This is a genomic window from Dissulfurimicrobium hydrothermale (genome assembly GCF_022026155.1).
GTDB classification, from domain to species: domain Bacteria; phylum Desulfobacterota; class Dissulfuribacteria; order Dissulfuribacterales; family Sh68; genus Dissulfurimicrobium; species Dissulfurimicrobium hydrothermale.
On record NZ_CP085041.1, the window covers coordinates 1,760,387 to 1,787,134 of the forward strand.

Annotated in this window: 24 protein-coding genes and 1 tRNA gene; 10 read left to right on the forward strand and 15 right to left on the reverse strand. The window is 49.5% G+C overall.

Annotation, left to right across the window (positions count from 1 at the left end; all coding sequences use genetic code 11):
- Positions 1–2 precede the first annotated feature (2 nt).
- Genes LGS26_RS08415 through LGS26_RS08435 form a run of 5 tightly spaced genes read right to left on the reverse strand, consistent with a single transcriptional unit; the run spans position 3 to position 3,816 of the window.
- On the reverse strand, positions 3–1,082 hold the full coding sequence (locus LGS26_RS08415; protein WP_237888434.1) for a histone deacetylase family protein: 1,080 nt from the start codon (positions 1,080–1,082) through the stop codon (positions 3–5).
- A 28-nt stretch (positions 1,083–1,110) separates the two neighbouring features.
- The gene (locus tag LGS26_RS08420; protein WP_237888435.1) at positions 1,111–1,791 is read right to left on the reverse strand and encodes a thermonuclease family protein; all 681 of its coding nucleotides are present in this window, start codon (positions 1,789–1,791) and stop codon (positions 1,111–1,113) included.
- Entirely contained in the window at positions 1,769–2,665 is an 897-nt protein-coding gene (locus tag LGS26_RS08425; RefSeq protein ID WP_237888436.1) for a phosphoribosylaminoimidazolesuccinocarboxamide synthase, read from the reverse strand. Before LGS26_RS08425 ends, LGS26_RS08420 begins: the two co-directional genes overlap by 23 nt.
- A 19-nt stretch (positions 2,666–2,684) precedes the next feature.
- The gene (locus LGS26_RS08430; protein WP_237888437.1) at positions 2,685–3,233 is read right to left on the reverse strand and encodes a putative metalloprotease CJM1_0395 family protein; all 549 of its coding nucleotides are present in this window, start codon (positions 3,231–3,233) and stop codon (positions 2,685–2,687) included.
- On the reverse strand, positions 3,190–3,816 hold the full coding sequence (locus tag LGS26_RS08435) for an RlmE family RNA methyltransferase (protein WP_237888438.1): 627 nt from the start codon (positions 3,814–3,816) through the stop codon (positions 3,190–3,192). Before LGS26_RS08435 ends, LGS26_RS08430 begins: the two co-directional genes overlap by 44 nt.
- A 164-nt stretch (positions 3,817–3,980) precedes the next feature.
- Here LGS26_RS08435 and rlmD point away from each other — a divergent pair, with 164 nt between their 5' ends.
- From rlmD to LGS26_RS08485, 10 genes are all read left to right on the forward strand, one after another.
- On the forward strand, positions 3,981–5,312 hold the full coding sequence (gene rlmD, locus LGS26_RS08440) for a 23S rRNA (uracil(1939)-C(5))-methyltransferase RlmD (RefSeq protein ID WP_237888439.1): 1,332 nt from the start codon (positions 3,981–3,983) through the stop codon (positions 5,310–5,312).
- 156 nt (positions 5,313–5,468) lie between these two features.
- Positions 5,469–6,077 (forward strand): flavodoxin family protein, encoded by a 609-nt coding sequence (locus LGS26_RS08445; RefSeq protein WP_237888440.1) that lies wholly within the window; start codon positions 5,469–5,471, stop codon positions 6,075–6,077.
- Between the two features lie 62 nt (positions 6,078–6,139).
- Complete coding sequence (locus LGS26_RS08450) at positions 6,140–6,748, forward strand: D-sedoheptulose-7-phosphate isomerase (RefSeq protein ID WP_237888441.1); 609 nt, start codon at positions 6,140–6,142, stop codon at positions 6,746–6,748.
- 171 nt (positions 6,749–6,919) lie between these two features.
- Positions 6,920–7,147, forward strand: coding sequence for an FmdB family zinc ribbon protein (locus LGS26_RS08455; RefSeq protein WP_237888442.1), 228 nt, complete (start codon positions 6,920–6,922; stop codon positions 7,145–7,147).
- Entirely contained in the window at positions 7,144–8,079 is a 936-nt protein-coding gene (gene hemC / locus LGS26_RS08460; protein WP_237889923.1) for a hydroxymethylbilane synthase, read from the forward strand. Before LGS26_RS08455 ends, hemC begins: the two co-directional genes overlap by 4 nt.
- Positions 8,069–9,625: a uroporphyrinogen-III C-methyltransferase gene (cobA, locus tag LGS26_RS08465; RefSeq protein ID WP_237888443.1), complete on the forward strand. Its 1,557-nt coding sequence runs from the start codon at positions 8,069–8,071 to the stop codon at positions 9,623–9,625. Before hemC ends, cobA begins: the two co-directional genes overlap by 11 nt.
- A 16-nt stretch (positions 9,626–9,641) precedes the next feature.
- Positions 9,642–10,472, forward strand: a complete 831-nt coding sequence (locus tag LGS26_RS08470; RefSeq protein ID WP_237888444.1) for a TIGR02757 family protein — start codon at positions 9,642–9,644, stop codon at positions 10,470–10,472.
- 101 nt (positions 10,473–10,573) lie between these two features.
- A complete protein-coding gene (locus LGS26_RS08475; protein ID WP_237888445.1) occupies positions 10,574–12,016 on the forward strand; it encodes a sensor histidine kinase in 1,443 nt (480 codons plus the stop codon).
- A gap of 25 nt (positions 12,017–12,041) precedes the next feature.
- A complete protein-coding gene (locus LGS26_RS08480) occupies positions 12,042–14,234 on the forward strand; it encodes an ATP-dependent helicase (RefSeq protein WP_237888446.1) in 2,193 nt (730 codons plus the stop codon).
- Positions 14,235–15,359 carry a glycosyltransferase gene (locus tag LGS26_RS08485; RefSeq protein WP_237888447.1) on the forward strand — a complete coding sequence of 375 codons (1,125 nt, stop codon included), beginning with the start codon at positions 14,235–14,237 and terminating at the stop codon, positions 15,357–15,359.
- 437 nt (positions 15,360–15,796) lie between these two features.
- Here the strand turns inward: LGS26_RS08485 and LGS26_RS08490 are convergent.
- The 10 genes from LGS26_RS08490 to rapZ all read right to left on the reverse strand — a co-directional run bounded on the left by LGS26_RS08490 (position 15,797) and on the right by rapZ (position 26,687).
- Positions 15,797–15,881, reverse strand: a tRNA-Leu gene (locus LGS26_RS08490).
- Between the two features lie 58 nt (positions 15,882–15,939).
- Entirely contained in the window at positions 15,940–16,302 is a 363-nt protein-coding gene (gene secG, locus LGS26_RS08495; protein ID WP_237888448.1) for a preprotein translocase subunit SecG, read from the reverse strand.
- Positions 16,302–17,075 carry a triose-phosphate isomerase gene (tpiA, locus tag LGS26_RS08500; protein WP_237888449.1) on the reverse strand — a complete coding sequence of 258 codons (774 nt, stop codon included), beginning with the start codon at positions 17,073–17,075 and terminating at the stop codon, positions 16,302–16,304. Before tpiA ends, secG begins: the two co-directional genes overlap by 1 nt.
- Entirely contained in the window at positions 17,075–18,265 is a 1,191-nt protein-coding gene (locus LGS26_RS08505) for a phosphoglycerate kinase (RefSeq protein WP_237888450.1), read from the reverse strand. Before LGS26_RS08505 ends, tpiA begins: the two co-directional genes overlap by 1 nt.
- Positions 18,266–18,314: 49 nt before the next feature.
- Positions 18,315–19,544: a type I glyceraldehyde-3-phosphate dehydrogenase gene (locus LGS26_RS08510; protein WP_237889824.1), complete on the reverse strand. Its 1,230-nt coding sequence runs from the start codon at positions 19,542–19,544 to the stop codon at positions 18,315–18,317.
- Between the two features lie 74 nt (positions 19,545–19,618).
- Entirely contained in the window at positions 19,619–23,875 is a 4,257-nt protein-coding gene (locus LGS26_RS08515; RefSeq protein ID WP_237888451.1) for a PEP/pyruvate-binding domain-containing protein, read from the reverse strand.
- Between the two features lie 3 nt (positions 23,876–23,878).
- On the reverse strand, positions 23,879–24,886 hold the full coding sequence (gene gap / locus LGS26_RS08520) for a type I glyceraldehyde-3-phosphate dehydrogenase (RefSeq protein WP_237888452.1): 1,008 nt from the start codon (positions 24,884–24,886) through the stop codon (positions 23,879–23,881).
- Positions 24,887–24,890: 4 nt separating this feature from the next.
- Positions 24,891–25,430, reverse strand: a complete 540-nt coding sequence (locus LGS26_RS08525) for a GNAT family N-acetyltransferase (RefSeq protein ID WP_237888453.1) — start codon at positions 25,428–25,430, stop codon at positions 24,891–24,893.
- Positions 25,384–25,785 carry a PTS sugar transporter subunit IIA gene (locus LGS26_RS08530; RefSeq protein ID WP_237888454.1) on the reverse strand — a complete coding sequence of 134 codons (402 nt, stop codon included), beginning with the start codon at positions 25,783–25,785 and terminating at the stop codon, positions 25,384–25,386. Before LGS26_RS08530 ends, LGS26_RS08525 begins: the two co-directional genes overlap by 47 nt.
- A gap of 2 nt (positions 25,786–25,787) precedes the next feature.
- Complete coding sequence (rapZ, locus tag LGS26_RS08535) at positions 25,788–26,687, reverse strand: RNase adapter RapZ (protein ID WP_237888455.1); 900 nt, start codon at positions 26,685–26,687, stop codon at positions 25,788–25,790.
- Between the last annotated feature and the right edge of the window lie 61 nt (positions 26,688–26,748).

A 26,748-nucleotide genomic window follows, 5' to 3' on the forward strand; every position in this document is an offset into this window, starting at 1 on the left:
GGCTAATGAGGAAAAACCGGCCAAAACGCCTCGAGTTTTTCAATTGCCTCGTCTATGGCCCTTGGCCCAGGGCCACAGGTATCGAAGGCATATACCTCCTCTGGCAAGAGTATACTGTCGCATGTACATTCCCTTAGCACCGCATAGACCCCTTCGGCCAGGCCATAGTGATTATAACCCCCCTCAAGACAAAAAAGTATACGTCCTTCAGCAGTCTCTTCGGCAATGGCAATCAGAAGTCTGGCGAGATAGGCAAAACCCTTAAACGTAACCTCCATGCCGCCGAGCGGGTCGTCTTTATAGATATCAAAACCAGCCGAAACCAGCACGAGCTCCGGTGCAAAGGCCCTAGCTATCGGTAGAAACAGCCTCCTGAAGACTGCAGCATATTCCATATCACCTGCCCCGGGTCTGAGTGGACAATTTACCGTAAAGCCCAATCCATCTCCCATGCCTATCTGATCCACTGCACCGCTTCCAGGATAGCATGGATACTGATGGCTGGAAAAATAAAGTATGTTGGGGTCGTGATAAAAACTGTCTTGCGTACCGTTTCCGTGATGCAGATCCCAATCGACTATAAGCACCCTCTTCAGCCCCAAGACCTTCCTGGCATAATGGGCACCGAGGGCTACATTGTTGAAGAGACAAAAACCCATGGCCTTACCCCTCTCCGCATGATGACCAGGTGGACGCACCAGGGCAAGGCCGCTAGAGAACTTGCCGCTGAAAATCGCATCAAGAAGGCTGAAGACCCCGCCGACGGCAAGGCATGCCGCCTGCCATGAACCATTACTTGTTATTGTGTCTGGATCGAGTTGTGTAAAATTGTGAAACTGTGTCTCTTCGATGCGCTCGATATATCCCTTATTGTGGTTCCAGGCCAGTTCGTCCTTTATGGCCATCCTTGGGGCAATGGTCTGATAGAGACCTTTTGCGTCACCTTTGTCAAGTCTTTCATAGACGGCCTTCAGGCGCTCAGGTGACTCTATATGACCGAGACCAGGTATATGTTCCAAAAATCTCTGATCCCGCACAACACCGATGGTTTTTTTGAGGATTGTTGCATCCGTATCGTGCATCTAGTGTGCCCCCTTGTGATCATTTCCTTCATGGCAGACACCTCCGACATGGGCAATATCCTGCCTTGAAGGCCTCCTCGCGAGAATAAAATATCATTGTATGCAATTTTGACGTCTGTCTTCCATATGGGCAGGACGGCCTATGAAACCGCATCGAGGCCCTATTTCCGATATAATAATGCTCGGGCCTTGCCGGCGGCACCGACCACATCCCCCTCTTTGCGCCTATGGCCCTCACCTGGAGATTCAAAAGCCCATGGTCCGGACGGACCAAATGATCATAAGCGCATACGGTTGCGAGACCTTCCGAGACCAATACATCCTGCACGCATCTCCCGTCGGGAAGAAAGATCTGAGCAATAAGCCTTTGGTGCCTGTCTCTCTCTTCGGCCCTATCTATGACAAGCCTAACTGTCTTCCCCTGCACGAGATCCCTGTTGCGCCTCAATGCCTCATATCCGAACGGCTCGGCCTCCATGTCATCATGCCTAATCTCTGGCGCGTTCACACCTTTATAGCGCACATGTTCGCCATTATCTAGGACTATCGTGTCGCCGTCGATGACATACCTTACCCTGGCTGTGACTTCATAAACGCCTTGGGCAAATGAATCCGACGTTTGAAATACGCAACAGAACAAGACCAGCGTAAGAATAAACAGACCAAAAACGACCCGGACCGATCTGTCATTCCTTCTGTTCAAGCCCATGGCCGGTAAGTCTCTTCAGCGCCTCAAGGTATCTAGCCCTTGTCTTTTCAACTATCTCGGATGGAAGTGCAGGACCGGGCGGCTTTTTGTCCCAGCCAATGGATTCCAGGTAATCCCGCACAAATTGCTTGTCAAAACTAGGCTGAGGACCGCCAGGTCTATAGGAATCGACCGGCCAAAAACGGGACGAGTCAGGTGTCAGGACCTCATCGATCAAGATCAAGACCCCGTCAACCAAGCCGAATTCAAACTTGGTGTCAGCTATGATAACCCCTCTTTCCCTTGCATATACAGAGGCTGCAGAATAAATATCCAGAGCTGTATTCCGGATTGTCTGTGCAAGGTCTTTGCCGACAAGCTCAATCATTTTCTCAAAGGAGATGTTCTCGTCATGGCTACCAACAGCAGCCTTTGTGGAGGGCGTAAAAATCGGCTCAGGCAGGGCCTGCGACTCTACAAGCCCTCTAGGTAGTCGTATCCCGCAGACAGCGCCAATCTTCTTGTAGTCACTCCAACCTGACCCTGACAGATATCCCCTTACGATACACTCGACCGGCAGGGGTGAGGCCTTCTTTACAAACATACTCCGATCCTTGAGCTGGTATTCATAAGGCCTCAAGACATCTGGATACCTTGATACATCTGCGGTCAGAAGGTGATTCGGCACCCTTTCCTTTAAAAAATCAAACCAGAAGAGGGACATCCTTGTAAGTACCTTACCCTTATCCGGGATAGGGGTTGGAAGGACAACGTCAAAGGCCGACAAACGATCTGTAGCCACAATCAGGATATCGCCGCCAACTTCATAAATGTCTCTCACCTTACCACGGCTAATGAGCCTTATACCCCTAAGATCCGTCTCAAAAACAGGCATTAATTCCTCCTTTAAAAATTCAGACATAAAGCGACAAACCGGCCCTTGAATCCCCTCCATTGGTCCCGGCGTTATTCTTTTTATATTTCATGGCCTTGTTCTCCATCTCGGCCTTTATAATTTCCTGTCTTGCAGCCGCCTCTTTCATCAAGGCCTCTTGGGCCACCCTGTAATCCTGCGGCGATGGATCAATCGGTGCAAGTGCAGCCATCCTTACCTGTTCCATCTTCCTAACCGTATCTTCCGGCGAAATGCCGTCTGAGACATCAATAGGCACCTCTCCGCCGACAATATACAGCCTCCCGTCAGGCCCGACTCGATATTCATAACTTACGGCCCCAGCATAGTTACCGCCGACCACTTTGTGTGCCATCTCATGGGCAATCACCTTCTGTTCAGTCATTTTCAACTGCTGAACCACCCGCTCGACATCCTGTTGCCGCACGCGGTCACCAACGGCCTTGCGATCGAAACCTATCTCGCCCTTGCCAGAACGATCATTGCCACGAGAATTCGGCTCGTAGTTATATTCGTATATCTGATATTGATTCTGTTGATCTATCTTCATGATCAGCCCTGAATCCCATACAGAGCACAAAGACCTCTACGCTTTCAGGTCTAGAACTCCTGGGCTTTATCACCTTAGCCGATCTGAAATGTCGCCTACATCCCTCAAAAAAACCAGGAAAATCCCGTCCTTGAAAGACCTTACAGAAAAAGGCCCCACCTGTATTTAAGACCCCAAGTGCCAAATCAAGCGCCCTTTCGGCAAGAGATATTGACCTCAAATGATCCATATCCTTGACCCCGCTAGTCCTTGGGGCCATATCGCTTAATACAACATCAAACGCAGGTGCAATCTTCCTGAGATCTGATATCTCGACATCAAAGGCGTCTGTCTTCAAAAAAATCGCATTAGCAGGGAGAGTTAAAGGCGAATCGAGATCAATCGCCACAATGCGGCCCCTTTCCCCTATTACTTGCGCGGCATATTTGGTCCAGGAACCTGGGCTTGCGCCAAGGTCAACAACCATCTGCCCGGACGTAAGAAAACCGTATTTCTCTTGGACTTCCTTAAGTTTATAAACAGAGCGGGCCTGGTAGCCTTCTTTTTTAGCCCTTCTGAAATAGAAGTCCTTGATCTCTTTCATCAAACCCTCAGGAATTAATTTTTATTTAATTATAGCATATTATCGGCCTACAGGTAAACAGCGCTGGAAACAGGAAACCTCTTTTAGCCTTTCCAAGGATCTATTTATAGCATATTATCGCCCCTTGAAAAAATAGAATCTCGATAGGAGACCTCTGCAAGACCATGCCAAGAAGGGGAAAACGCAGGCAAGGCCAGGAAATTTTAGGAGAAGCCGACATCGAATCACTCTCTCATGACGGCCGCGGGATTGCACATATAGACGGAAAGATCGTTTTTGTAGAAGGGGCGCTTCCCTCGGAGCGGGTAAGGTTCAGATACAAAAAAAGAAAGGCGGGCCTTGACGAGGCGCAGGTGGTTGAGGTCTTAAATCCTTCTCCCGACAGGGTCAAGCCGGGGTGTCCACACTTCGGACTTTGTGGCGGGTGCAGTCTCCAGCACATAACGCATGATATGCAAATCCGTATAAAAGAACAGGCCCTCATTGAAAATCTAAGGCACTTCGGCGGCACCGAACCAGCTGAGATCCTTCCTCCTCTCGTCGGTCCGATATGGGGCTACAGGCGATCCGCCCGTCTGGGTGTAAGATACGTTAAAAAAAAGACAAGGGTCCTCGTGGGTTTCAGAGAAAAACAAAGCGGCCTCATCGCCGACATAGATTCCTGCGCAGTGCTCGATCCCAGGATAGGGGACCTCATAGCAGGGCTCAAGACGCTCATATCAGGCCTCAGGGCGTTCAAGACCATACCACAGATCGAGGTCTCGGCCGGGGACGAGGCGGCCGCCCTGATATTCCGCTGCCTCGAAGACCTTGAGGATGAAGACATCGAGGCATTGAAGAACTTTGGCAAAACCCACTGTGTCCACATCCATCTACAGCCAGGCGGTCCCGATACCGTTACGCCCCTCTGGCCTGAGACTGAAAACACCCTTTCTTACCGCCTGCCAGAATTTGACGTAGAGATATCTTTCAAACCCGGCGACTTCATCCAAATAAATGGGGCGCTGAACAGACTTATGGTCTCGGAGGCCGTCAATGCCCTTGCACCCACACACCTAGAAACCGTACTTGATCTCTTTTGCGGCCTCGGAAACTTCAGCCTCCCGATCGCCCGAACTGCAGGCCGTGTTATAGGCGTCGAAGGAAACTTGGCCATGGCCTTGGGGGCCGACAGGAACGCAATGCGAAACAATATAAAAAATGCCGTCTTTTACGCGGCTGATCTCTCAAGTGATCCTTCATGCGCCCATTGGGCAAATGAAATACCTGACAAGGTCCTAATCGATCCTCCGCGATCAGGTGCGCCGGAAGCGATAAAGCACCTCTCCAAAACAAGACCATGGAGAATCGTATATGTCTCGTGCAACCCGGCAACGCTTGCAAGGGATTCAGCAGTGCTCGTCCATACAGGCGGCTACCATCTCAAAGGCATAAGGGTCATGGACATGTTTCCGCATACATCGCATGTAGAGGTAATGGCCGTATTCGAAAGGTAACAAAAAACACCCAAACCCTTGCCGCCCTGCAGACCGGGTTATAGAATCTATCTTCACATACGCCCCCTGGTTTCAGGTAAAGACGGCCGTGCCACTGTCGTCCGCCTAAGGTCTTTTGGGTACTGATGCCGGAAACACGAAGGAGAAGGACATATTATGAAAAAGATACTCGCTGTCATGGGGTCGCCGAGACGCGACGGAAATACAAACACCATCCTCGACAGGCTAATCTTCGGGGCCAAGGAGGCCGGTGTGGATTGCGAAAAAGTGGATCTTAACACGCTCAAGATGTCACCTTGCATTGAATGCGGGGGCTGTAACGAGACAGGGATATGCATCATCAAGGACGACATGACCCCGATCTATCAAAAGATCGCCACTGCAGACTGGGTGATCTTGGCATCGCCCATATTTTTCTACAACATAACATCCAGGACCCAGGCCTTGATCGAGAGATCGCAGGCCTGCTGGGCTGGCAAATACCTCTTAAAGCGTGGGCCATACGGCGGCAGACGTAGAAAGGGTATATTCATATCGCTCGGCGCCACCAAAGGAAAACTTCTCTTCGACGGCGTTACAAGGACCGTTCGCTATTTCTTTGATGCGATAGATGCAGACTTTGAAGGTGCACTGCTGTACCGCGGCATAGATACCAAGGGCGCCATAAACAAACATCCAAGTGCCCTCAATGAGGCGCAGGAACTCGGCGGATGCGTTGCAAGGGGTGATGATGTCTCAAATCTACCATATCTCTACCGCCCATAGGAAATTTTGTTATAATACTTAGATTTAAGTAGATCTTTAATCTTTAAATAAATAGGTTTCAAATGACAGGATATGACTCAAGGGACCAACAATTGCTGATTAACAGGGCGCTGGATGACCTTATAAAGGCCATTTCCGAGACGGTAATCGTGAATTCGCCAAAACTTATTGAGCTCGGGGGATGGGTCTCGTCCGCATTTGAAAACGGCGGAAAACTTCTGCTCTGCGGAAACGGTGGAAGCGCAGCGGACTCCCAACACATCGCGGCGGAGTTCATAAACCGCTTCCGTCTTGAAAGAAACCCGCTCCCAGCCATCGCCCTCACCACTGACACGTCGGTGATTACATCTATCTCAAACGACTATGGCTTCAATTATGTCTTTTCCAAACAGATAGAGGCCCTGGCATCACCAAAAGATGTGGTGATCGGCATCAGCACGAGCGGCAACTCCCAAAATATCATCTTCGCTATGGATACAGCCAGGATCAAAGGGGCAAAGACAGTGGCCTTTACAGGAAAAGGCGGTGGGAAGATGCCTGCCCACGCCGACCTCGTCATCACGGTTTCGTCTTCAGATACCCCGCGGATACAAGAGGTGCACATATTTATAGGCCACCTTTTGTGCGATATCGTCGAACAGGAAATGTTCGGCGGCAAGCGCCATGGATGAACCAAGAGTCAATCGCCTAATACCTAAAGGCATGGGTTTCCGAGGCCTAAGTCTTTCGATGAAAGGAAAAGAAATGGAATTATTGTGCCCCGTTGGGCGACTGTCTCCGGCGGCCTGGCGGTCCTTGACGAGTCAGAAAAATAACTAACCGATTTGAAAGGAGATTTAGATATGCCCATCTATGAATTTGTCTGCTCAGCTTGTGGCAATGAGTTCGAGGCCCTTGTCATAGGTTCAAAGGGCAAAACCGCGTGCCCTAAGTGCGGGGATGACAAAATCCAAAAAAAGATGTCAGTCTGTGCGATTAAATCTGGATATAAATTCACAGGCACAGGCAAAAAGGCCCAGGGCGGCTGCAGCGGTTGCAGCAGTTCAAACTGCGGTTCGTGCGGGGGTTGACCTTGAACAGATTGACATTAAGGCTTGGGACAAGGAAGAGCGTGCTTGCGCTTACGCAAAGCACATGGGTTAAAAACAGGATCGAGGCCTTAAGGCCCGATGTCACAATAGAACTTGTTAAGATAACGACCAAGGGTGACAAGATACTAGATGTGCCCCTTTCACGGGTGGGAGGCAAGGGGCTGTTTGTCAAGGAGATAGAAGAGGCCCTTTTTGAAAAAAAGATAGATTTCGCTGTGCACAGCCTCAAAGATGTGCCTGCTGAGCTGCCCAACGGCCTTGAAGTCAGCATCTTTCCGAAGAGGGAAGACATACGTGACGCCTTTATCTCGAAGACCGGTCTGCCCATCGACAGGCTTCCGGAAGGTGCGAAGGTGGGCACGAGCAGCCTCAGGCGTATGGCCCAGCTGAGGGCGATAAGACCTGATTTGAATATCGTCTCCCTGAGGGGTAACCTGGACACAAGACTCAGAAAACTGGCTGAAGGGGAGTTCGACGCCATTGTTCTTGCATCTGCCGGCCTTAAAAGACTTGGCCTTGAAAAGAAGATAACCCATTACATGCATCCCGAGGTCATGTTTCCTGCCGTAGGGCAAGGGGCCCTCGGCCTGGAATTTAGGGGCGACGATGCAAGGATACGCGATATCCTAAACTGCATACATCACGAGGAAACGGCCATATGCATAAAGGCTGAACGCTCATTTCTGGCAAGGCTTGAGGGCGGCTGCCAGGTGCCAATAGGTGCATTCGCAGAAATAGGCGGCGCGGGCATTATCCTCCACGGCCTGATAGGTGACGAGGCTGGGAAAAGAATCATCAAAATGACAAAAGAGGCCGGCAGAGATGAGGCCGAATGGCTTGGATATACTCTTGGCGGAGAAATGCTTGCCGCAGGTGGGGCGGAGATATTAAGGGAGACATATGCAAGATGACAGATCGGTGCAACCAGGGAAAATAAAGAGGCCTGGGAAGGTATATCTTGTGGGCGCAGGGCCAGGAGACCCTGGTCTTTTGACTATAAAGGGCAAAAAGATCATCGAAAACGCCGATGTAATCATCTATGACCGCTTGGCAAGCCCAAGGCTCATGTCATTTGCACCGCCTGATGCGGAACGCATATATGTAGGGAAGAGGATAGGGCTTCATGCCGTATCGCAGGAAGAAATAAACAGGCTTATAGTTCATAAGGCGTTTGAAGGAAAGACGGTCTGCCGCCTCAAAGGAGGGGACCCGTTCATCTTCGGGCGGGGGGCCGAAGAGGCTCAGGCACTTGCCCAGGCTGGCATACCATTTGAGGTGGTGCCAGGCGTGACATCCGCCATAGCCGTCCCTGCATATGCAGGCATCCCGCTTACCCACCGGGCCTACACCGCATCCGTTGCCTTTATAACAGGCCATAGAAAACTGGATGCAGAGGAAGCAGATGTGGACTGGGAAGGGCTTGCAAAGGGCGTAGGCACCCTTGTCTTCTTGATGGGCATGACGAATCTTCCTGAAATAGTAAAAGAGCTGATCAAATATGGACGCCCCCCTGACACGCCAGCCGCTGTCATAAATTGGGGCACGACGCCGCTCCACAGGTCCGTCATCGGCACACTCAAAGATATCGTCGGAAAGGTAAAAGATGCCGGCATCAAACCCCCTTCTATAATCGTAATCGGGGATGTAGTAAAACTCAAAGACGAGATCAATTGGTTTGAATCAAGACCACTGCTCGGGAAAAAGATACTTATAACACGCGCAAGGGAACAGGCAAGCACACTCTGCGCCATGCTTGAGGAAAAAGGGGCCTATACAATAGAACTCCCAACTATTGCAACCATAGAACATGACGACCATGCCGTGCTGGACGAAGCTATCTCCCGCCTTTCATCTTTTGACTGGGTGGTATTTTCCAGTGAGAATGCGGTCCAATTCTTTTTCAAACGCCTTTTTTCCCTGGGCCTTGATCTAAGGGCGCTGTCCGACATAAAGATCGCGGCCGTAGGACCCGGAACAACAGGATACCTAGCATCTATGCACCTAAAGACAGACCTGATGCCGCAACAAGACTTCAAGGCAGAGGGCCTTGTGGAGGCATTCAAGGGCCTGGATATAAAAGGCAGGCGGGTGCTCATTCCAAGGGCCGAAAAGGCAAGAGACGTGCTGCCAGAAGGCCTTAAGGCCCTCGGCGCCGATGTCGATGTGGCTGTCTTATACAAAACCATTGCGCCTGAAGCGGACCTAAAGGTCATTGAAGAATTGAAAGATAGCGATATAGATGTCGTCGTCTTTACAAGCTCTTCAACGGTCAAAAACTTCCTTGATATTGTGCCAACCGAGCTGGGAGACACCCTGCTTAAAAGAGCAGCTGTCGCGTGTATTGGGCCCATTACTTCAAAAACTGCGCGCGATCTGGGATTTAGTGTGGAGATAGAGCCGAGCCGCTCAACCCTTGACTGTCTGGTTGCGGCTATAGAGTCCTATTTTGCAGGTTAATTTCTCAAAGGTCTCCATGGACCCAACCGCCCTAAAGGAAAGGCTTGAGGATCTTTACACCAGATTTAACAGGAGGGAGCTGGTTCACCCCGATCCACTCGAATTTCTCTATAACTATCCCGAACCCATGGACAGGGAGATCGCAGGGCTGATCGCATCATCACTTGCCTATGGGAGGGTTGGACAGATATTGAAGAGCGTCTCAATAGTCCTTAACAAATTAGGCGACCTTCACAAATCCCTTTTAAAACTCAGCCGCTCCGAACTCTTTGACATGTTTGACGGCTTCAGGCACCGCTTTACAGGCGGGCAAGAGATTGCCGCACTCCTCTTCGGCGTCAAAAAGGTAATCGAGGACAACGGCTCTCTGGAAAGATATCTCATGTCCTTCATCAATCCCTTGGATGATACCATCTCCCCTGCCCTTTCCAAATTCATAAGGGGCATCTGCGCCGCATCCGGCGTAAAGTCCATGTATCTGTTGCCCGATCCAGCGATGGGAAGCGCGTGCAAAAGACCATTCCTCTTTTTAAGATGGATGGTCAGGTGCGATCAAGTGGATCCAGGCGGTTGGCATGGGATCCAGCCTTCGATGTTGTTAGTCCCTGTCGACACCCATATGTTCAAGATCGCCAAACATCTTGGATTTACCATCAGAAATCAGGCCGATCTCAAAACAGCCGTTGAAATTACAAATAAATTTAAAAAGATAAATCCTTCTGATCCGGCAAGATATGATTTTGTCCTTACACGCTTTGGCATAAGACCTGAAATGGATCGTTCGATCCTGATATCAGAACTAAAAAAGCAAAGGGCGCGCACCCCTAAAGACCACTTCGATTGTTGACTAAAGGTGATAAAATCATATTTTTAAAATGACAAACGATCTTTCTATAATCCAAGACTTTCTGGTATAATTTTTTTTAATAATCTGAAAGAAATGCAAAGATGAATATATATTGTCCTACAGATCCACCTGAGTTTTCATCAGTCCTGGCCAGAATCCGTCAAAAATACGACGACTACGAAAACTATGCATTTAGCATACTCCAGGACAGGGCTATAATGGCATTTTTCGATCTCGCCCAGGAATATGAGACTCTGGACAACTTCTATAGAATCTGTGTCTTTGTCCCAAAGGAATTTTTTGATTTCGACTGCTGCCTTTACTTGGTAGACGCCGAGACCAAGCGTCTCCAAATGGCCTGCGACTCATTGACAGGATTGTCCGTATGCGGCATGGAGCCTCCGCCAGAGATCAGGATAAGCGATTCATCTTATGAAGCCGGTGACTCATTCGTAAGTCCTATAAAGGGCAATCTCAGATGGCTGGCTGCCAAACCTCCGGCCAAGGCAGATGAGGTGATAGGGATGTTTGAGGTCTTCCCGCTATCATATTTCGGAGAAAAAGACAAGCTATTCTTTGAGAAATATGCAAATAGGATAGGCTATAACCTCCATCACAAGATGATAACCATTCAGAATGAAAAACACCTAAAATTCATAAATACCCTGATCGCCGATATTGAGCACAATGTAATTACACCAAATATGCTCTACAAGGTCTTTCTTAATAACTTCCGCAAAAGACTCTCAGAGATGGAAGAAATATACAAAACATGGAGCGAAAAGATCGAAAGTCCTGAATGTAAAAATTGTAAACAAGTCAAAGAGATCGAAAAGCTACGTCTTGATGCAATCAATATCCATGCAGAACTTATAAAGCAATACAATGAAATCGAAAAACACTATCAAAATACCAGCCTCTTTTTGGAAAGTCTACTTCGGAGAGAACACTTTGAAAAAGGTGCTTTTGTATTGAGGCGCAAGCCATGCAACTTCAGAAAAGAGATTATCGAGCCTCAACTGGACCGATACAGGGCAAGGCTTGAACGCAGAGGTATACGCATAGATGAACACCTAGGCGGCATACCTGACGAGGAGATACCCCTGGCTGTTGACATAGGCCTTATCTCTCAGGTCTATGCAAATCTTTTTTCCAATGCCGAAAAATATTGCGAAGAGGTACCTAACGAATTCGGACAGCCAGTAAAATTCATGGCCTATGGACGTGAAATCATAAAAGACTTCTTTGGGAAAGGCAGACATGGAATAAAATTCAACGTATTCACTACAGGGCCTCATCTTGATCAGGAAGATGCAAGAAGGATATTTAATGAAGGCATGAGGGGTAAAAATGTCGGGAACAAACCAGGAACAGGTCATGGACTGCACTTTATAAAAAAAATAATAGAAGTGCATGATGGTGTGGTTGGCTATGAACCAACTCCCTTGGGCAATAACTTCTACTTCATACTCCCGCTGCAGGGCAACTCGCCGCAAGACCAAAAAACTGAACAATCGGCAACAGGGGATGCCTGTCCGGTCTGAACGTCACTCGCCGTAGGTCAACCTTATGACTTTTCCAAAGTTATCAGAAAATCTCAATCCGGAACAACTCGAAGCCGCCATGACACTGAAAGGTCCGGTGTTGGTTATAGCAGGGGCCGGAAGCGGCAAGACGCGGACCCTTGTATTCAGGGTGGCAAACCTCGTACGATCCGGGATCGAGCCGTTCAGGATATTGCTCCTAACCTTCACGAAAAAGGCGGCATCCACCATGCTGTCAAGGGCGTCGGAACTCATAGGACAAAGGTGTGAACAGGTAGCCGGCGGCACATTCCATGGCTTTGCAAACAGTATGCTGAGGAGGTATGCCCATGTTGCAGGCTACCCCAAGACCTTCACTATTCTTGACCGATTGGATGCCCAAGACCTGCTGCAATTCCTGGCAAAAGAACTTGGACTTGCAGGCCCAGGCAAACACTTTCCTGGCAAGGCCGCCCTTGCCTCCATTGTAAGCAAGGCTGCGAACAGAGACCTAGGCATAGACGGCCTGTTTGAAAAGGAGATGCCGCATCTTCTGCCTGAACTTGATGGAATGAAAAGGCTCGTATCAGTATATAACGAATATAAAAAGGTCCATGCCCTCATGGACTATGACGACCTCCTCATCGTCTGGAGGGATGTCCTCAAGACAGACTTAAGCGTAAGAGAGGCTATAGGCGATAGATTCCAATATATCATGGTGGACGAATATCAAGACACAAACACCATCCAGGCGGAGATCATCCGCCTGATGGCGACTGGTCACGACAATGTAATGGCGGTCGGAGACGACGCACAGTCCATCTACTCCTTCAGGGGGGCGAACTTCAAAAATATCCTTGATTTCCCAAAGGTCTTTCCAGGTACAAAGATAATAAAACTGGAGAGGAACTACAGGAGCACCCAGCCCAATCTGGACTGTACAAACGCTATCATCGCTAATGCGCAGGAACGTTTTGCAAAACGGCTGTTGGCGCAAAGGACGGGTGGCAGGCCGCCCAGACTCTATATAGCAAGAGACGAGCAAGACCAGGCGCGGTTTGTCGCTGAAGAGATATCGAGGCTGATCAAAAGTGGACATCGGCCGTCCGAGACGGCGGTGCTCTTCAGGGCTGGTTTTCATTCCTTCCATATAGAGGCTGAGCTCAAAAACCGCTCCATCCCGTTTATAAAACGAGGCGGGATGCTGATGGCTGAAGCGGCTCACATAAAAGACCTGCTCTGCCTCATGCGCCTGCTAATAAATCCGCTGGATCGTCTCGCGCTAAATAGGGTCTTATTCATGTTTGAACGTCTGGGTGAAAAGGGAGCGGAAAAAATATTCGCCGATATGGTCAAGAGCGACGATCCCATTGAACGCCTGACAGGGTATGAGACCAAAGCCGCCTGGGGGGATACCGTAAGAGGGCTTGGAGCATTGATAAAAGGACTGCAAAATACCCAGCTGGGCCTTCAAGATATAATAGCCAGGCTTACAGACTGGTATAGGCCGCACCTTGAACGCATTCATCCAGAGGACTATCCGAAACGTCTACAGGAACTCGATTACCTGAGGGGTATAGCCGTCCGCTATGAAGACGCCGTCTCCATGCTTGCGGACCTCGTACTTGAACAACCGGAAGAAGACGAGGCAGGCAGCAGTGACCGCGACCGCATCTGCCTCTCGACCATACACTCGGCCAAAGGTCTCGAGTGGAAAACGGTCATCATCATATCCATGGCTGAAGGGCGATTCCCAACGACAGGTGCAAGAGATGGAGATCTCCTCGAAGAGGAACGCAGACTCTTTTATGTGGCATCAACACGGGCAAAAGATAACCTCTATTTCTGCTATCCAGCCTTCATAACTGTCTCAGGTTCAGGCCTTATGCCAGCCAAACCGTCGAGATTCCTGAAAGAGATACCATCAAACTTTATAGAGATAATAAAATCAAAAGATGACGCCACGTATAGATCCGACGGCGGCGGTGCCCGGTGCCGACAACCTGGATATCAAAGAGACTATGATAATACGCAAGCGTCCGCTGCAGTCGAGACAGAAGCTGCAGCAATGGACGAGCCAGGGATGTTCAAGGCGGGCGAGAGGGTTAGACATCCCATCTTCGGCCCGGGCAGGGTGACACAGATTATGGGGCATGAAAAGGTCAAGGTCTTCTTTGATGCAACAGGAGAAAAGACCCTGCACCTTGCATATGCAAAACTTAGTCGCATAGGAAGATAGATGACGAACATCTTGTATCTCAGAAGCGTATTTACAGGTGAAGACATATATTTTAATCGGTTCATCGAGAGACTTGATACGGATCGCTTCAGGCCTATCATATGTTATCTGCGCGGACCTGTGCCAAAGGATACCGAGCTAGCCCAAAAGGGATATGAGGTCTTTGGATTGCCGTATAAAAGACAAGAGCTCAGGTATTTCAATCCAAAAATTATTTTTGAGTTAAAAAAGATATTGGCTAAAAAGAACATAGGTATTGTTCATGCATATCGTCACAAACCAACTGTATATGCAGTGCTTGCTGCGTTTACAAATAAAGACATAAAGATTATATCTCATGTCTTATCTACAAGACGAAGCAGATCGATAAGCAGAAAGCTTCAAAATTTGATACTGATGCAGCGAGTAGATGCAATAATAGGCGTATCCGCTGCGGTAAGCGATGATATCAAAAAAAACAACTATCTTATTGACCAAAAAAAGATAAGAACCATCTATACCAGTGTCGATCTGGAGAGATTTGTGTCGCTACCGGATCAAAAAACAGCACGCTCACGCCTCGGCCTCCCCCAAGATGGGTGGATCTGGGGCACAATCGGGAGGCTTGCCCCGGTAAAAGGCCATGACATACTGCTCAAGGCCTTTGCGGCAGGCAATCTAGGCAGAAAGGGCTGCCATCTGGCCATCGCAGGCGACGGAAGGCTGCGCGCTTGGCTCGTTCAGGAGGCTGAGAAGCTGGGCATAGCCGACAATGTGACCTTTCTCGGTCATATAGCCGATATCCCCTGTTTTTTGGCAACACTCGATGGATTCGTATTTCCATCCAGACAGGAAGGGCTTGGCCGTGCACTCATAGAGGCCCTTGCAGCTGGCCTACCATGCGTCGCCAGCCGGATAGGCGGCATAGAAGAGATACTACAAAGGCTATGCGCGGACGGCCATGCGTTTCTTGTGCCCCCTGAAGACGACCTAGCCCTTTTAAGTGCCATGGAAGACGTAATGAACAAAGACCAGGGCTGGCGGGCTGATGTAGCGTCGGCATCAAAGGATGCCACATTTCTCTTCGGGATCGACGGATTTCTGAAACAGATGGATGCAATGTATAGTGATCTTGTCTCTAAATAATCTTAGCCTTTTCCCGAAAACTGAGCCGTTGTCAGGTCAGCAATCCCTGTCTGGAACCTCGAAAGCGAGCCCGCACCTCTCCAAATTTTTTATTGATAACGTTAAATCCGGCTTATTTTGACCATGGCCTTTTTGACAATCTTGTATCTGAAAACTCAAAAAGCACAGGGTCCAGCCTTAAGATCGACCCACAATCGCCATTATTAATAATAACAGATTTTTGTGACTAACGTCTAAACCGAAGATAAAAAGCCGACTTGCCGCGAAACATCCCTCTGAAGCGCTGATGGGCTAGGTATGTGTAGTCAAAAGCTAATGTAGCAATCTCCCCTTTGGTGTCTATATGTCTATATCAAAGACACCTCCAGCTCCTGACATCCCGAGTTCAGCTTAATAGAGGCTGCGTAAATGTAGGATCTGGACTCAGGATGCACATATGGTGCCGAAGGGGGGACTCGAACCCCCACGGGTCTCCCCGCCACCCCCTCAAGATGGTGTGTCTACCAATTCCACCACTTCGGCGATTATAATCTTGTAATAATCGTCTAATGCCTCGCGTGCCTATCAGATCAAATTACGGTCATTTTTTTGTTTTTGCACCAGGCACCCCTGCAGGAGCTGTTTTATTGCCCCCTGTCGTCTTGGTGGTGCTGGTTTCCGGTGCGGCAGGGGAAGCTGGCTGCGTAATTTTTACATTCTGCATAACAGACTCCGCCCCGCGCCTTGAAGACATATAGGTAAGGCCCAGCGATGTAAGCATAAACGCCACCGCCAACGCGGTGGTAAACTTGCTCAAAAAACTGGCTGGCCCTGCACTGCCAAAAACCGCCTCGCTTGAACCAAAGACAGCGCCCATCTCGGCACCTTTGCCTTGCTGCAACAAGACGGTAATCACCAACAAGGCACAGACAATCACATGTATAACGACTATAAATGCAAACATCACCCTATTTTACAGCGAACCATATCAGCGAATTTTTTGGGATCGAGCGACGCGCCGCCTACCAGTACCCCGTCAACATCAGGCATGGCGACAACCCCCTCGACATTTTTCAAATTAACTGAGCCACCATACATTATCCGGATACCATCTGCAATAGTTGAATTGAAATTTTGGCCCAGATATGAACGGATATGTGAATGCACATCCTGAATCTGATCCAATGCAGCGGCCCTACCTGTACCTATAGCCCAAACCGGCTCATAGGCCAGGGCGATCTCGCCTAACATACCTTGGTCGATCTCTGCCAAGGCCGAAGAGATCTGCCTGTCAAGCACTTCGAATGTTAGACCAGCCTCTCTCTCATCAAGCTTCTCACCAATGCAAAGCATGGGTTTAAGACCTGCATCCAAGGCAGACCGCACCTTCCTAGCTATCAGCCTGTCATCTTCGCCGAAGATATGCCTCCGTTCCGAGTGTCCAAGTATGACCCATCTGACCCCAAATTCCTTTAACATCACAGGGGACACCTCGCCAGTAAACGCCCCTTCCCTCTCAAAATACATATTCTGGGAGGCAAGCGAAACAGAGATGCCACTCCGCATCATCTGAGATGCAGCGGCCAAGGCGGTAAACGGGGGCGCTACAACCACCTCACGCCCTAAAATCCCATCTATGGCAGGAAGAAATACACTAAAAAAGTCCCTTGTCTCCGCCGCAGTCTTGTTCATCTTCCAGTTTGCAGCAAAAATTGGGATCCTCTTGAAATGACCCATTACCTTGCACACCCCTCCAACGCCACTATCCCTGGCAGTTCCTTACCCTCCAGCAGCTCCAGAAAGGCCCCACCACCGGTGGACATATAGGAGATATTGCCCTCTTCCTTGGCCTTGTGGATGGCGGCATCTGTATCGCCGCCGCCAACTATACTGAGCGCATGGCACTCCCCTATGGCCCGGGCTAACGACATGGTGCCCATCGCAAAGGAATCGAACTCAAATGCGCCCATCGGGCCGTTCCATACGATGGTCCTGGCGTCATCAACAGCCTCACGGAAGAGCCTTACAGTGGCAGGGCCTATGTCAAGGGCCATCCAGCCAGGGGGTATCTCCTGTGCGGTGACTATCTTTGTGACTGCATCTTTCTTCATCTCTTCGGCTATGACAAAGTCCACGGGCAGATAGAACTTGACGTCCTTCTCCCTTGCATGTTTCACAATCTCCCCTGCAGTCTTAACCAGGGACGCCTCAATGAGTGACGAGCCTATCCTGAAACCCATAGCGAGGAGAAAGGTGTTTGCCATGGCCCCGCCTATAATGAGCCTGTCCACCTTCTTGATGATATTCTCTATGGCGCCGAGCTTATTCGACACCTTGGCACCGCCAAGGATGGCCACAAGCGGCCGCACCGGCTCTTCAAGCGCCTTTTTAAAATAGGCAAGCTCTTTTTTAAGCAAAAACCCAGCCGCACAGGACGTTACAAATTCAGTCACCCCTGCAACCGACGCATGCGCCCTGTGCGACACGGCAAATGCATCGTTTATATAGACATCGGCAAGGGCGGCAAGGGCCTTTGCAAAGTCAGGGTCATTTTTGGTCTCACCCGGGTGGAATCTAAGGTTTTCAAGCATCAGGACACCCCCGTCCTTGAGCCCCTGCACTGCCTTTTCGACATCAGGGCCGATGCAGTCAGGGGCAAGGGGCACATCCATATCCAAAAGCCCGCCGAGCCTCTTTGCAACCGGCCTGAGGCTGTACTTTTCTATCCTCTCGCCCTTAGGTCTTCCAAGGTGCGAACAGAGTATCAGCCTTGCCCCTGATTCAAGGGCGAAACGGATACCTGGCAGCGCTGCCCTTATACGGCTGTCGTCGGTTATTTCACCGGAGTCGTCGAGCGGCACATTGAAGTCCACCCGCATGAGCACCCGTTTATCCTTCAACACCATCTCATCTATATATCTTATCATGACCACATCCCCTTTTAAGGACCCATAACCCTTTCCCAAGACCCGCCCATTACAGTATCGAATCAGCCACAGACGCCAACCTCTCCCCGAGCATATAGGTATAACTGCCGAGTTCATTGTCATACCAGGCATAAATGACCGCCTGGGTTACAGGGATCTGGATCGATGTGCAAGTGATCCCGGCACCACCTATTCCCTTACATGCAAGCCTCGGGTCCACCTCGATCACAGCGGTACGGGTGTGCGTCTCAGCGCCCTCGATTATGGCTGCGGCACGCGGGGCGCCTACTATGTCCGACGAGACATCCTGTTCCTCTGTGTATATGAGTCTTCCCTTCATCGGCCCATCGGCCGCCTCTTTATAGATATTGTTTATGACGTCGCGCTTTATGGGGTTTTCCACGCTCTCGTCCTGAATGCTCAAGACCAGTATCACAATAGAGCCGGTAGGCGTTGGTATACGCACAGACTCGGCGATGAAACCTATCTTCTTCATCTCAGGCAACACAAGGGCCAAGGCCTTTGCCGCACCAGTGGTGGTGAGTATGATGTTGTTCATGATGCTCCTATGCTTTCTCAAATCCTTCGAACCGGCGGTAGGGAGCCTGTCAAGCACCACCTGGCTGCCTGTTGCGGCGTGAACGGTTACCATTGATGCAGACAATATGCGGCTTGCGCCGAAATGATCCAGAAGGGGCTTCACCATATAGGAAAGGCATGTAGTTGTACACGATGCGGCTGATATGAGCACGTGTTTGCTGGGTATATAATCGTCCTCGTTGATACCCATGACCGTAGTTACGGCGTCCTCTGGCATAGGCAACGCCTTGTCTTTTATCTTGAACGGGGCGGAGAGCACGACCTTTGAGGCCCCTGCCTCAAGATGCCCCCTCAAGGCGCCCTTAGGGTGTTCAGCAGGTGTAGTCGGATCGGTGAATACCCCTGTGGAGTCCAACACAAGACGCACGCCGTGCTGGGCCCAGTTTATATCCTTCGGATTCCGATTCTCCCGCAGGATCGTAACCGGCATGCCGTCTATGGTCATAGTCCCCTTTTCTTCATTGAGATTCTCTATAAGCCTGCCACCCTTGAATCCATAGATATAATTACCGAGCCTGCCATACGTACTGTCACGCTCAATCGAGGCGGCTATGTCTTGAAGTCCCTGTCCAACCTGTCTACCTATGTTCACCACGATCTCGGAAAACGCCCGCTCAGCCACCTGATTCCAGAGGCTCAGTTTGCCTATCCTGCCAAGGCCGTTGATACCAAGTTTTATTGGGCGCCTTTCATTCTCAATGCTTATCATGACTGTCCTCCAATATTTTTTTTAAACACCCACGGGAGCTGCGGTCAACCTTTTCTCATAAGGACAGGATGTCTGCCCAGATAGACCATACCCTTTCTTCCGTCAATACTTATATAATCTCCTGAATGTATAACCTTGCCATTGATATTTGCAAGGCCTTCCGATTCGAACACCTTGAGCTGTTTGCAACCGACTACACAGACCTTATCCAATCCAAATGCCACTATAGCTGCATGAGAAGTCTGCCCGCCCTTGGCGGTCAGGAGGCCCTGGGAAAGCGAGATCTCCTTTATATCGTCAGGAACCGTATCAGATCTTATAAATATAAGCGGCGTATCTGGCTCGCGCGCCCTAAAGGCCTCTATCTCCGCCATGCTGAACACCGCCTTTCCGGAAAGGGCTCCGCCACTCACCCCTATGCCGCGGCCGAGATAGCTCGCATCAAGCTCCTGGTCTTTGATAAACACCGCCAACGCGTCATGTTTTTTAGTGCTCATATTCCTGGTCTGGAGTATATACAGCTTATCGCGTTCAGGCCCCTCAAAGGTGAATTCTATCTCCTGATGGCTCCACTTCCTCTTGTATATCAGATGATTTGAGAGATCCAAAAGGGCATTGTATATCTCAGGAAATGCCTCCTCAAGGGTCATCTCGGAATCCAGGCCGAGTATCTCTTTCTGTTCCACCGAGATGGGGTATGTGGTGACAAGCCCGCTTACGATATCTTCGCCCTGATTGCCTGGCGTAAAGTCACCCCAAAGACTTACCCTATCCAACTTCCTTTTGGGATTTGCAGTGAAAACAACCCCTGTACCGGATGACTCCGAAAGATTGCCATATGCCATAGCCTGCACTATGATGGCTGTCCCCCAGTAATCCGACAGGCCCATGATCTCGCGGTAGGCCCTGGCCTTGTCAGAATCCCAGGAACCCTTGACCATCCTGACAGCTGCAAGGAGCTGCTCGAATGGATCCTCCTCTATCAAGAGGCCATGATCCAAAAGGGCATTGCGGTAAGCCATCGCCAGCTCCATCATCTGGGCACCCGAAAACTCCCTTTTCTTTTGTACGCCATATAGGTCTTTATGCCTTTTCATGAGGCTAGTAAAGATCTCGCGGTCCATACCTGATGTCATACCCCATGACTGCAAGAACCTCCGGTAATTATCCCATGCAAACCAGGCGTTGCCGGTCTTTGCGGCAAGGCCCTCGATAGTCTCGAGGTTGCTGCCGACATTTATGATGGTGGACATCATGCCGGGCATAGATATGGCCGCTCCACTTCTAACCGAAAGGAGCAAGGGATTGGATGGGTCACCGTACCTCCTGCCCGTCATGTCCTCAATCTGTTTGATACAAGATGCAAGCTGCCTTTTGAAGTCTTTATATACCCTTGGAAAACGCTGAAAGATCGGATAACATCTAAAAAACTCGGTGGTAATGATCGCGCCGGGTGGAACAGGCGCGCCCCCTTCTGCCAAAAGGACTAGATTAAACCCCTTGTTACCCAGATGTATCAGGTTTTTGGTCTTGGATGCAGGCGAACGAATAGAATGGAGCAGCGACCTGGATTCATAGCTTAAAAGCAGCTCAAGATCCCGTTGGCTCAATGCCTCTTTCTGTTCGCACAAGACCTGATATATCCTGGAAATAAAATTATCGAGACTCTGGAGCCCGAACGAATTCGAAATGAGATCACGAAAAAACCGTTCGGATATCTGGCGAGCCATGTCTTCATGGCTTGTCGCCTCTTTCAATGCCCTGTATTTGGGCAAGAGACCATCTGGGCCAAGTTGCTTGATTATACGAAAAAACAGGTCTTGGTGAGGGTTTATATAATAGATATTTATCATATCTTTTATGCCCTCTGAAAGCCCTTTGACTATATCCATATACTGAGAAAAGGTAAAACGCCTGATAGCCAGCGACTGTTCAAGAAGCATGAGATAGGTATAAAAAACTCTTGAATATACACCGTCTAATTGGGCAGCCCTGCCGAAGAGTCGAAGGATCTTGGATATCCGTATAAACATCTCCCTTGTAATGAACGGGACGTCGAAACCGGCCACGAGTTGTTCAAAATACATGTTTGCGATGCCTTCGAGCCTGAGAGTAAGACTCAAGGCATCAAACTTCCGCTCATGATAACGGCCATACATGGACGGTATATCCACAGCGATATGCCTTTTATAGTATACATCCTCCCGCGGCTCAAAACGCTGCGGACTCATAATGATCTTCTTGAGCGACTCCAATTCGCCCAGGATCACCTCAAGACTCTTTTGAGGATCATTGAACTCAAGGGCCTCAGCGACCTTGTCAAGCCCCTCAAAACCCCATTTCTTGGCCTCCTCAAGATGGTATCTGATCTCCTGCACGCCCAATTTATATTTAAAGACCTCAAACCTATACATCTTTATCAGGAGCTCGACCCGTTTTTTTTCATAAACCGGTACGTCATCAACCTCATCGAGCATCCTGGAAAGGGCGTCATCCGGGAGATTCAAAAGTGCGTCGATCTGACCTGCAAATGGCTCAAGATTAAGCGCCACAGCCAGATGACGGATACAACGCTGGACATAATCTACGTATGGCCCGGAAGAATGCACCTGCTCCAAGATATCGGCCGGGACATAAGGGGCAAGGCCGTCTTTCTGCCCACTGTACCAAAAACACAAAATGGCCTCAATAAAATCGACTATAAGATTGTTACTCTCAACATGGCTCTGTTTTCTCAAAAAATGTATAAGCGCATCCTGCCTTTTAGATATCTCATCGATCTCTGTCGAGACATCCCTCAGGAGCCCTTCAGCCCCTATCTCGTTAAAATAGACAGGTATGACCTTTACAAACTGTTTTATTAAATTGTAGACTGGTTCTATATCGGCATTAAGCAAAAGACTTATGTCTTTTTGAAATAAATCTGTATCCCTGATACATGTACCGGCGAGCTTTATGTTGATGATGAGTGCTGAAAGCAGGGTGCCGCAGTCCTTTGGTTTCTGGCCTATCAATTTCAACCATGCTCGTACATTCGGAAGGTGGGCCGGATTGCACAGTATATGCCACTCAGCATCGACACCCTTAACGCCTGGCGTCTGAAAACCGAGATCCACCACCTGCTCCAAAAAGAGCTCGGTAAGCCTAGGGTTATCTAGCTTGAACACCTCTGCACCGAGTACCTCAAGACACTGTATGGCGGTCTTAGGGAAATTGCCTGTCTGGACCTTCAGCAGGGAAAAACTCTTCGGGAGCACCTCCTGAAGCTGGTCGAGCCGCGCAGCCCTTACCAGGCCAAGAAGCCGGCGGTTGATCTGTCGCAGCACCTCCTCGTGTATGACGGAAAGCCCTTCCATCTCAACCAACCGAAAGAGGAAAAAGAGGTGTATATCTATCTTGTGGGTACCATCCCGACCCTCTTCTACAGTGAGAGGGCGATCGCCAAACCCGACAGCAAGATTCTGGGCGATAAGCCTGTAACTCTTGACTATGTCGACATGGTCCGGCATAGAAAAAAGACAACGCAGTGTGTCCGCTGCATCGTTTCTGCTGGAACATGCCTCGATTTCACTCAAGATGGATCTAAGGCTGGCATGCGATACCGGTTTGAGGACCTTTTTTATATATGCCATCTCTTCTGCATCGACCTTAAGGCCATAGTGATTGATTGTGGCCTCAAACCAAGTCACGGGATCTTCGACGTCAAGCCAATAGGCAACAGTCATCTTGCGTATCTTCCTTACAAGCCTTACAGCTTCCTGCCAAAGCCCTCTGTAATCATCCAGCCCGTTAAGTCTCTCGAAAATTACGGCAACGGCACGCGGCAACGGATGACAGCTCTGAGAAACGGCCATGACCATATCTTCATCCCAGGCGTCTATGTCAGAAAGGGCTGCCGTTAAAACAGGCGCAAGCCTTGCAAGGGAATTGTCGTCAGAGGTCCGGGCTATCTTTTCAAAAAAGGCGGTAAGGCCATCTATGGCCTCGACCTTCTGTGGCTTTTTGGGCGACCTGACTGCTGCAAACTCAAAGGCCTGGATCAGTGCGCTGACCGCGGCCGCGCCAAGCTTGCAGCGGCTTATGGTTGCATAATTCTTCATGGCGAAGTCACGGAGTTCACCTATGACTACATTCCAATTGACAAAAGGGTGATGGAGCTCATAGATGAGGTGATCGGCGGCCTTGAAAAGACCTTGATAATCCCTCACCGCCTCTCTCAAGACCTGATATCTAGGGTCTATCTCTACGGCAGAAACAGCCGTCTCCTTCAAATTTTGACGAAGCGCCTCTGATTCCAGCATAAATTAAAATGCCTTCCTTGCCTCCATATGCAAAATGAGGTCAAGCACCCTGTTGGAATATCCCCATTCGTTGTCATACCAAGCCATCACCTTTATAAGATCGCCGCCCATAACTTTGGTGCAGAGGCCATCAACAATAGAAGAATGCCTGTCATGCAAAAAATCTGAGGACACGAGAGGCTCTTCGGTATAGCCGAGGTAACGATTACATGCGGCCTTGATGGCCTCGTTTATCTCCTGGACGCCGGCTTTCTTTTCTACCTGCACAACCAGGTCCACAACCGACACGTCAGGCGTGGGCACACGGACTGCAAGTCCATCCAGTTTGCCTGCAAGCCCCGGGATCACCTTCCCGACTGCCGATGCAGCACCTGTCTTAGTAGGGATTATATTGACTGCAGCCGCCCTCGCCCTCCTGAGGTCGCTATGCGCAAGGTCCAAGAGCCTCTGATCGTTAGTATACGCATGGACAGTGGTCACAAGCCCTTTTACAATACCAAACTTGTCCAAAATGACCTTTGCAACAGGCGCAAGACAGTTTGTGGTGCACGAGGCATTTGAGACGACATGATGCCTTGACGGGTCATAATCGTCTTCATTCACGCCCATGACAATAGTTATGTCTTCACCCTTGGCAGGGGCCGTTATTACGACTCTGTCTGCACCAGCCTCCAGATGACCCCTTGCCTGGTCGCCATCTCTAAACTTTCCTGTGGCCTCTATCACATACTCAACCCCCACCTCATCCCAGGCAAGACCTGTCGGCTCCCTTACCGCCGTGACCCTGATCTCCTTGCCGTCGACAGACATCCCGTTGTCCGTAATCGTGACATCACCTGGAAACCGTCCCATTACAGAGTCATATTTCAACAAATAGGCCATGGTTTTTATATCGGTAAGGTCATTCACAGCAACGACCTCGATAGCGCCGAACTCCTCATAGGTCTTCGCAGCCCTCAAAATATTCCTTCCTATCCGGCCGAACCCGTTGATTCCAACCCTTATTGCCATCTTTCTAACCTCCTATTGAAAGGGTCATAACCATGGAATCCCGCATGGAAATGCCAGGGCCATCCGTGCCTCCATAGGCCGCCACAAAACCCATCTTTTTATAAAATGCTATTGCGGGCAGATTGTCCCTCCTTACATCAAGAACAACCCTCATTCCTTTGCGCCTTTTGGCCCATCTGACGCAGATATCCATTAGTCCGGCGGCCACCCCGCAACGTCTAAAATCAGGCGCCACCGTTAAATTTATTATGTAGACCTCCTGTACGGGCGCGATCCATCTGAAACAAACATAGCCCACCACCCCACATCGGGCGACAATTCCAGCCTCCACAGGGACTGTGACCCAAAGATGCGACAAAGGACTGCAGCCGCCCAATTCCTTTTCAAAATCCATTCTGGACCATGGCCTTGGATGCGACGCCTCTTCAATAGCGAGTATCCATGGCAGATCCGCCTCCCTGGCAGGCCTGACGATCACCCTCAATTCGAGGCCTGATTCATCTTTTAAGTATGGCCGAGGCCTGATTAATGCTTTTACGTCCATAATTTACAACCTCATCAGCCACCTCGGTCAAGGTCTTTTTTTGAGTACGCGACTGACACAGATTGATCAACATCGGCAGATTCGCCCCTGTTACCACCTCGATTTTATTTTCTTCAAGAAATGCAAGGGTTATATTGGACGGCGTCCCACCGAACATGTCAGTAAGTATCAACACACCCTCGCCGGAATCCACGTCTTTTATCGCCTTACGTATCTCAGATTTCAGCTCATCCACATCACGCTCAGGATCGATCGATACGGCCTGTATCTGTTCTGCCTTACCTACGATAAATACAGCCGTATCTAACAATTCACGGGCAAGCTGGCCATGGGCAGCGACAACAACGCCTATCATCTCTAAGCCTCCCTATCGATATCTCTGTGGCTGACAATGACCTCTTCGCCATAACTTACAAACTTATCCCTTAAATATTCTGTAATTACAACACTTCTATGACGGCCACCCGTACAGCCCACTGCGATTACAAGATATGACTTCCCTTCATTGCGGTATCTTGGCAGCAAAAATTGCAAAAGTTCCTCGGAGCGGGATAGGAATTCCATCGTGTCCTTTTGGCCCAAGACAAAATTCCTTACATCAGCTTCCATTCCGCTAAGCTTGCGAAGGCTGTCTTCAAAATATGGATTCGGCAGAAAACGTACGTCGAACACCAGATTTGCATCAGCAGGAAGGCCGTATTTAAACCCAAAGGATAGAATGTGCACTACCATCCTGTCCAGACGCATCCTAGGGGCATACAGATCAAAGATGCTATGGCGGAGCTGATGGACATTTAGATCAGAGGTATCGAGCAGTTTGTCAGCCGACTCCCTCAGGTCCCTCATCTTTTTTCTTTCGAGCCTGATGCCTTTCAAGACCTCGCCGCTTTGTTCCAAAGGATGGTGTCTGCGGGTCTGGCTATATCTTCGCAAAAGCACATCTTCTTTTGCATCAACAAACAATATCTCAAGATGAAAGCCTTGCCTTTTCAGCTTTGAAAAGATGAAACGATATTGCTCGAGAAACGTCTCCTCCCTGATATCCATGACGAGCGCGACCTTTGTTGGTCCCTTGGATGTGCTTTCAGTAAAAGACAAAAATTCAGGCAGCAGGATTATGGGCAGATTGTCGACACAAAAATAACCCATATCTTCAAAGGCCTTGAGTGCCGTACTCTTGCCGGAACCTGACATGCCGGTGATTATTACCGTCTGAACCAGTCTCATACTTGAGGTACCGTCTATGTCAGACCACATTGCCACCCCTTAATCCTCAAGTAAGGGCAAGACCATACACCTTAAAGGCCTAAGGCAAAGA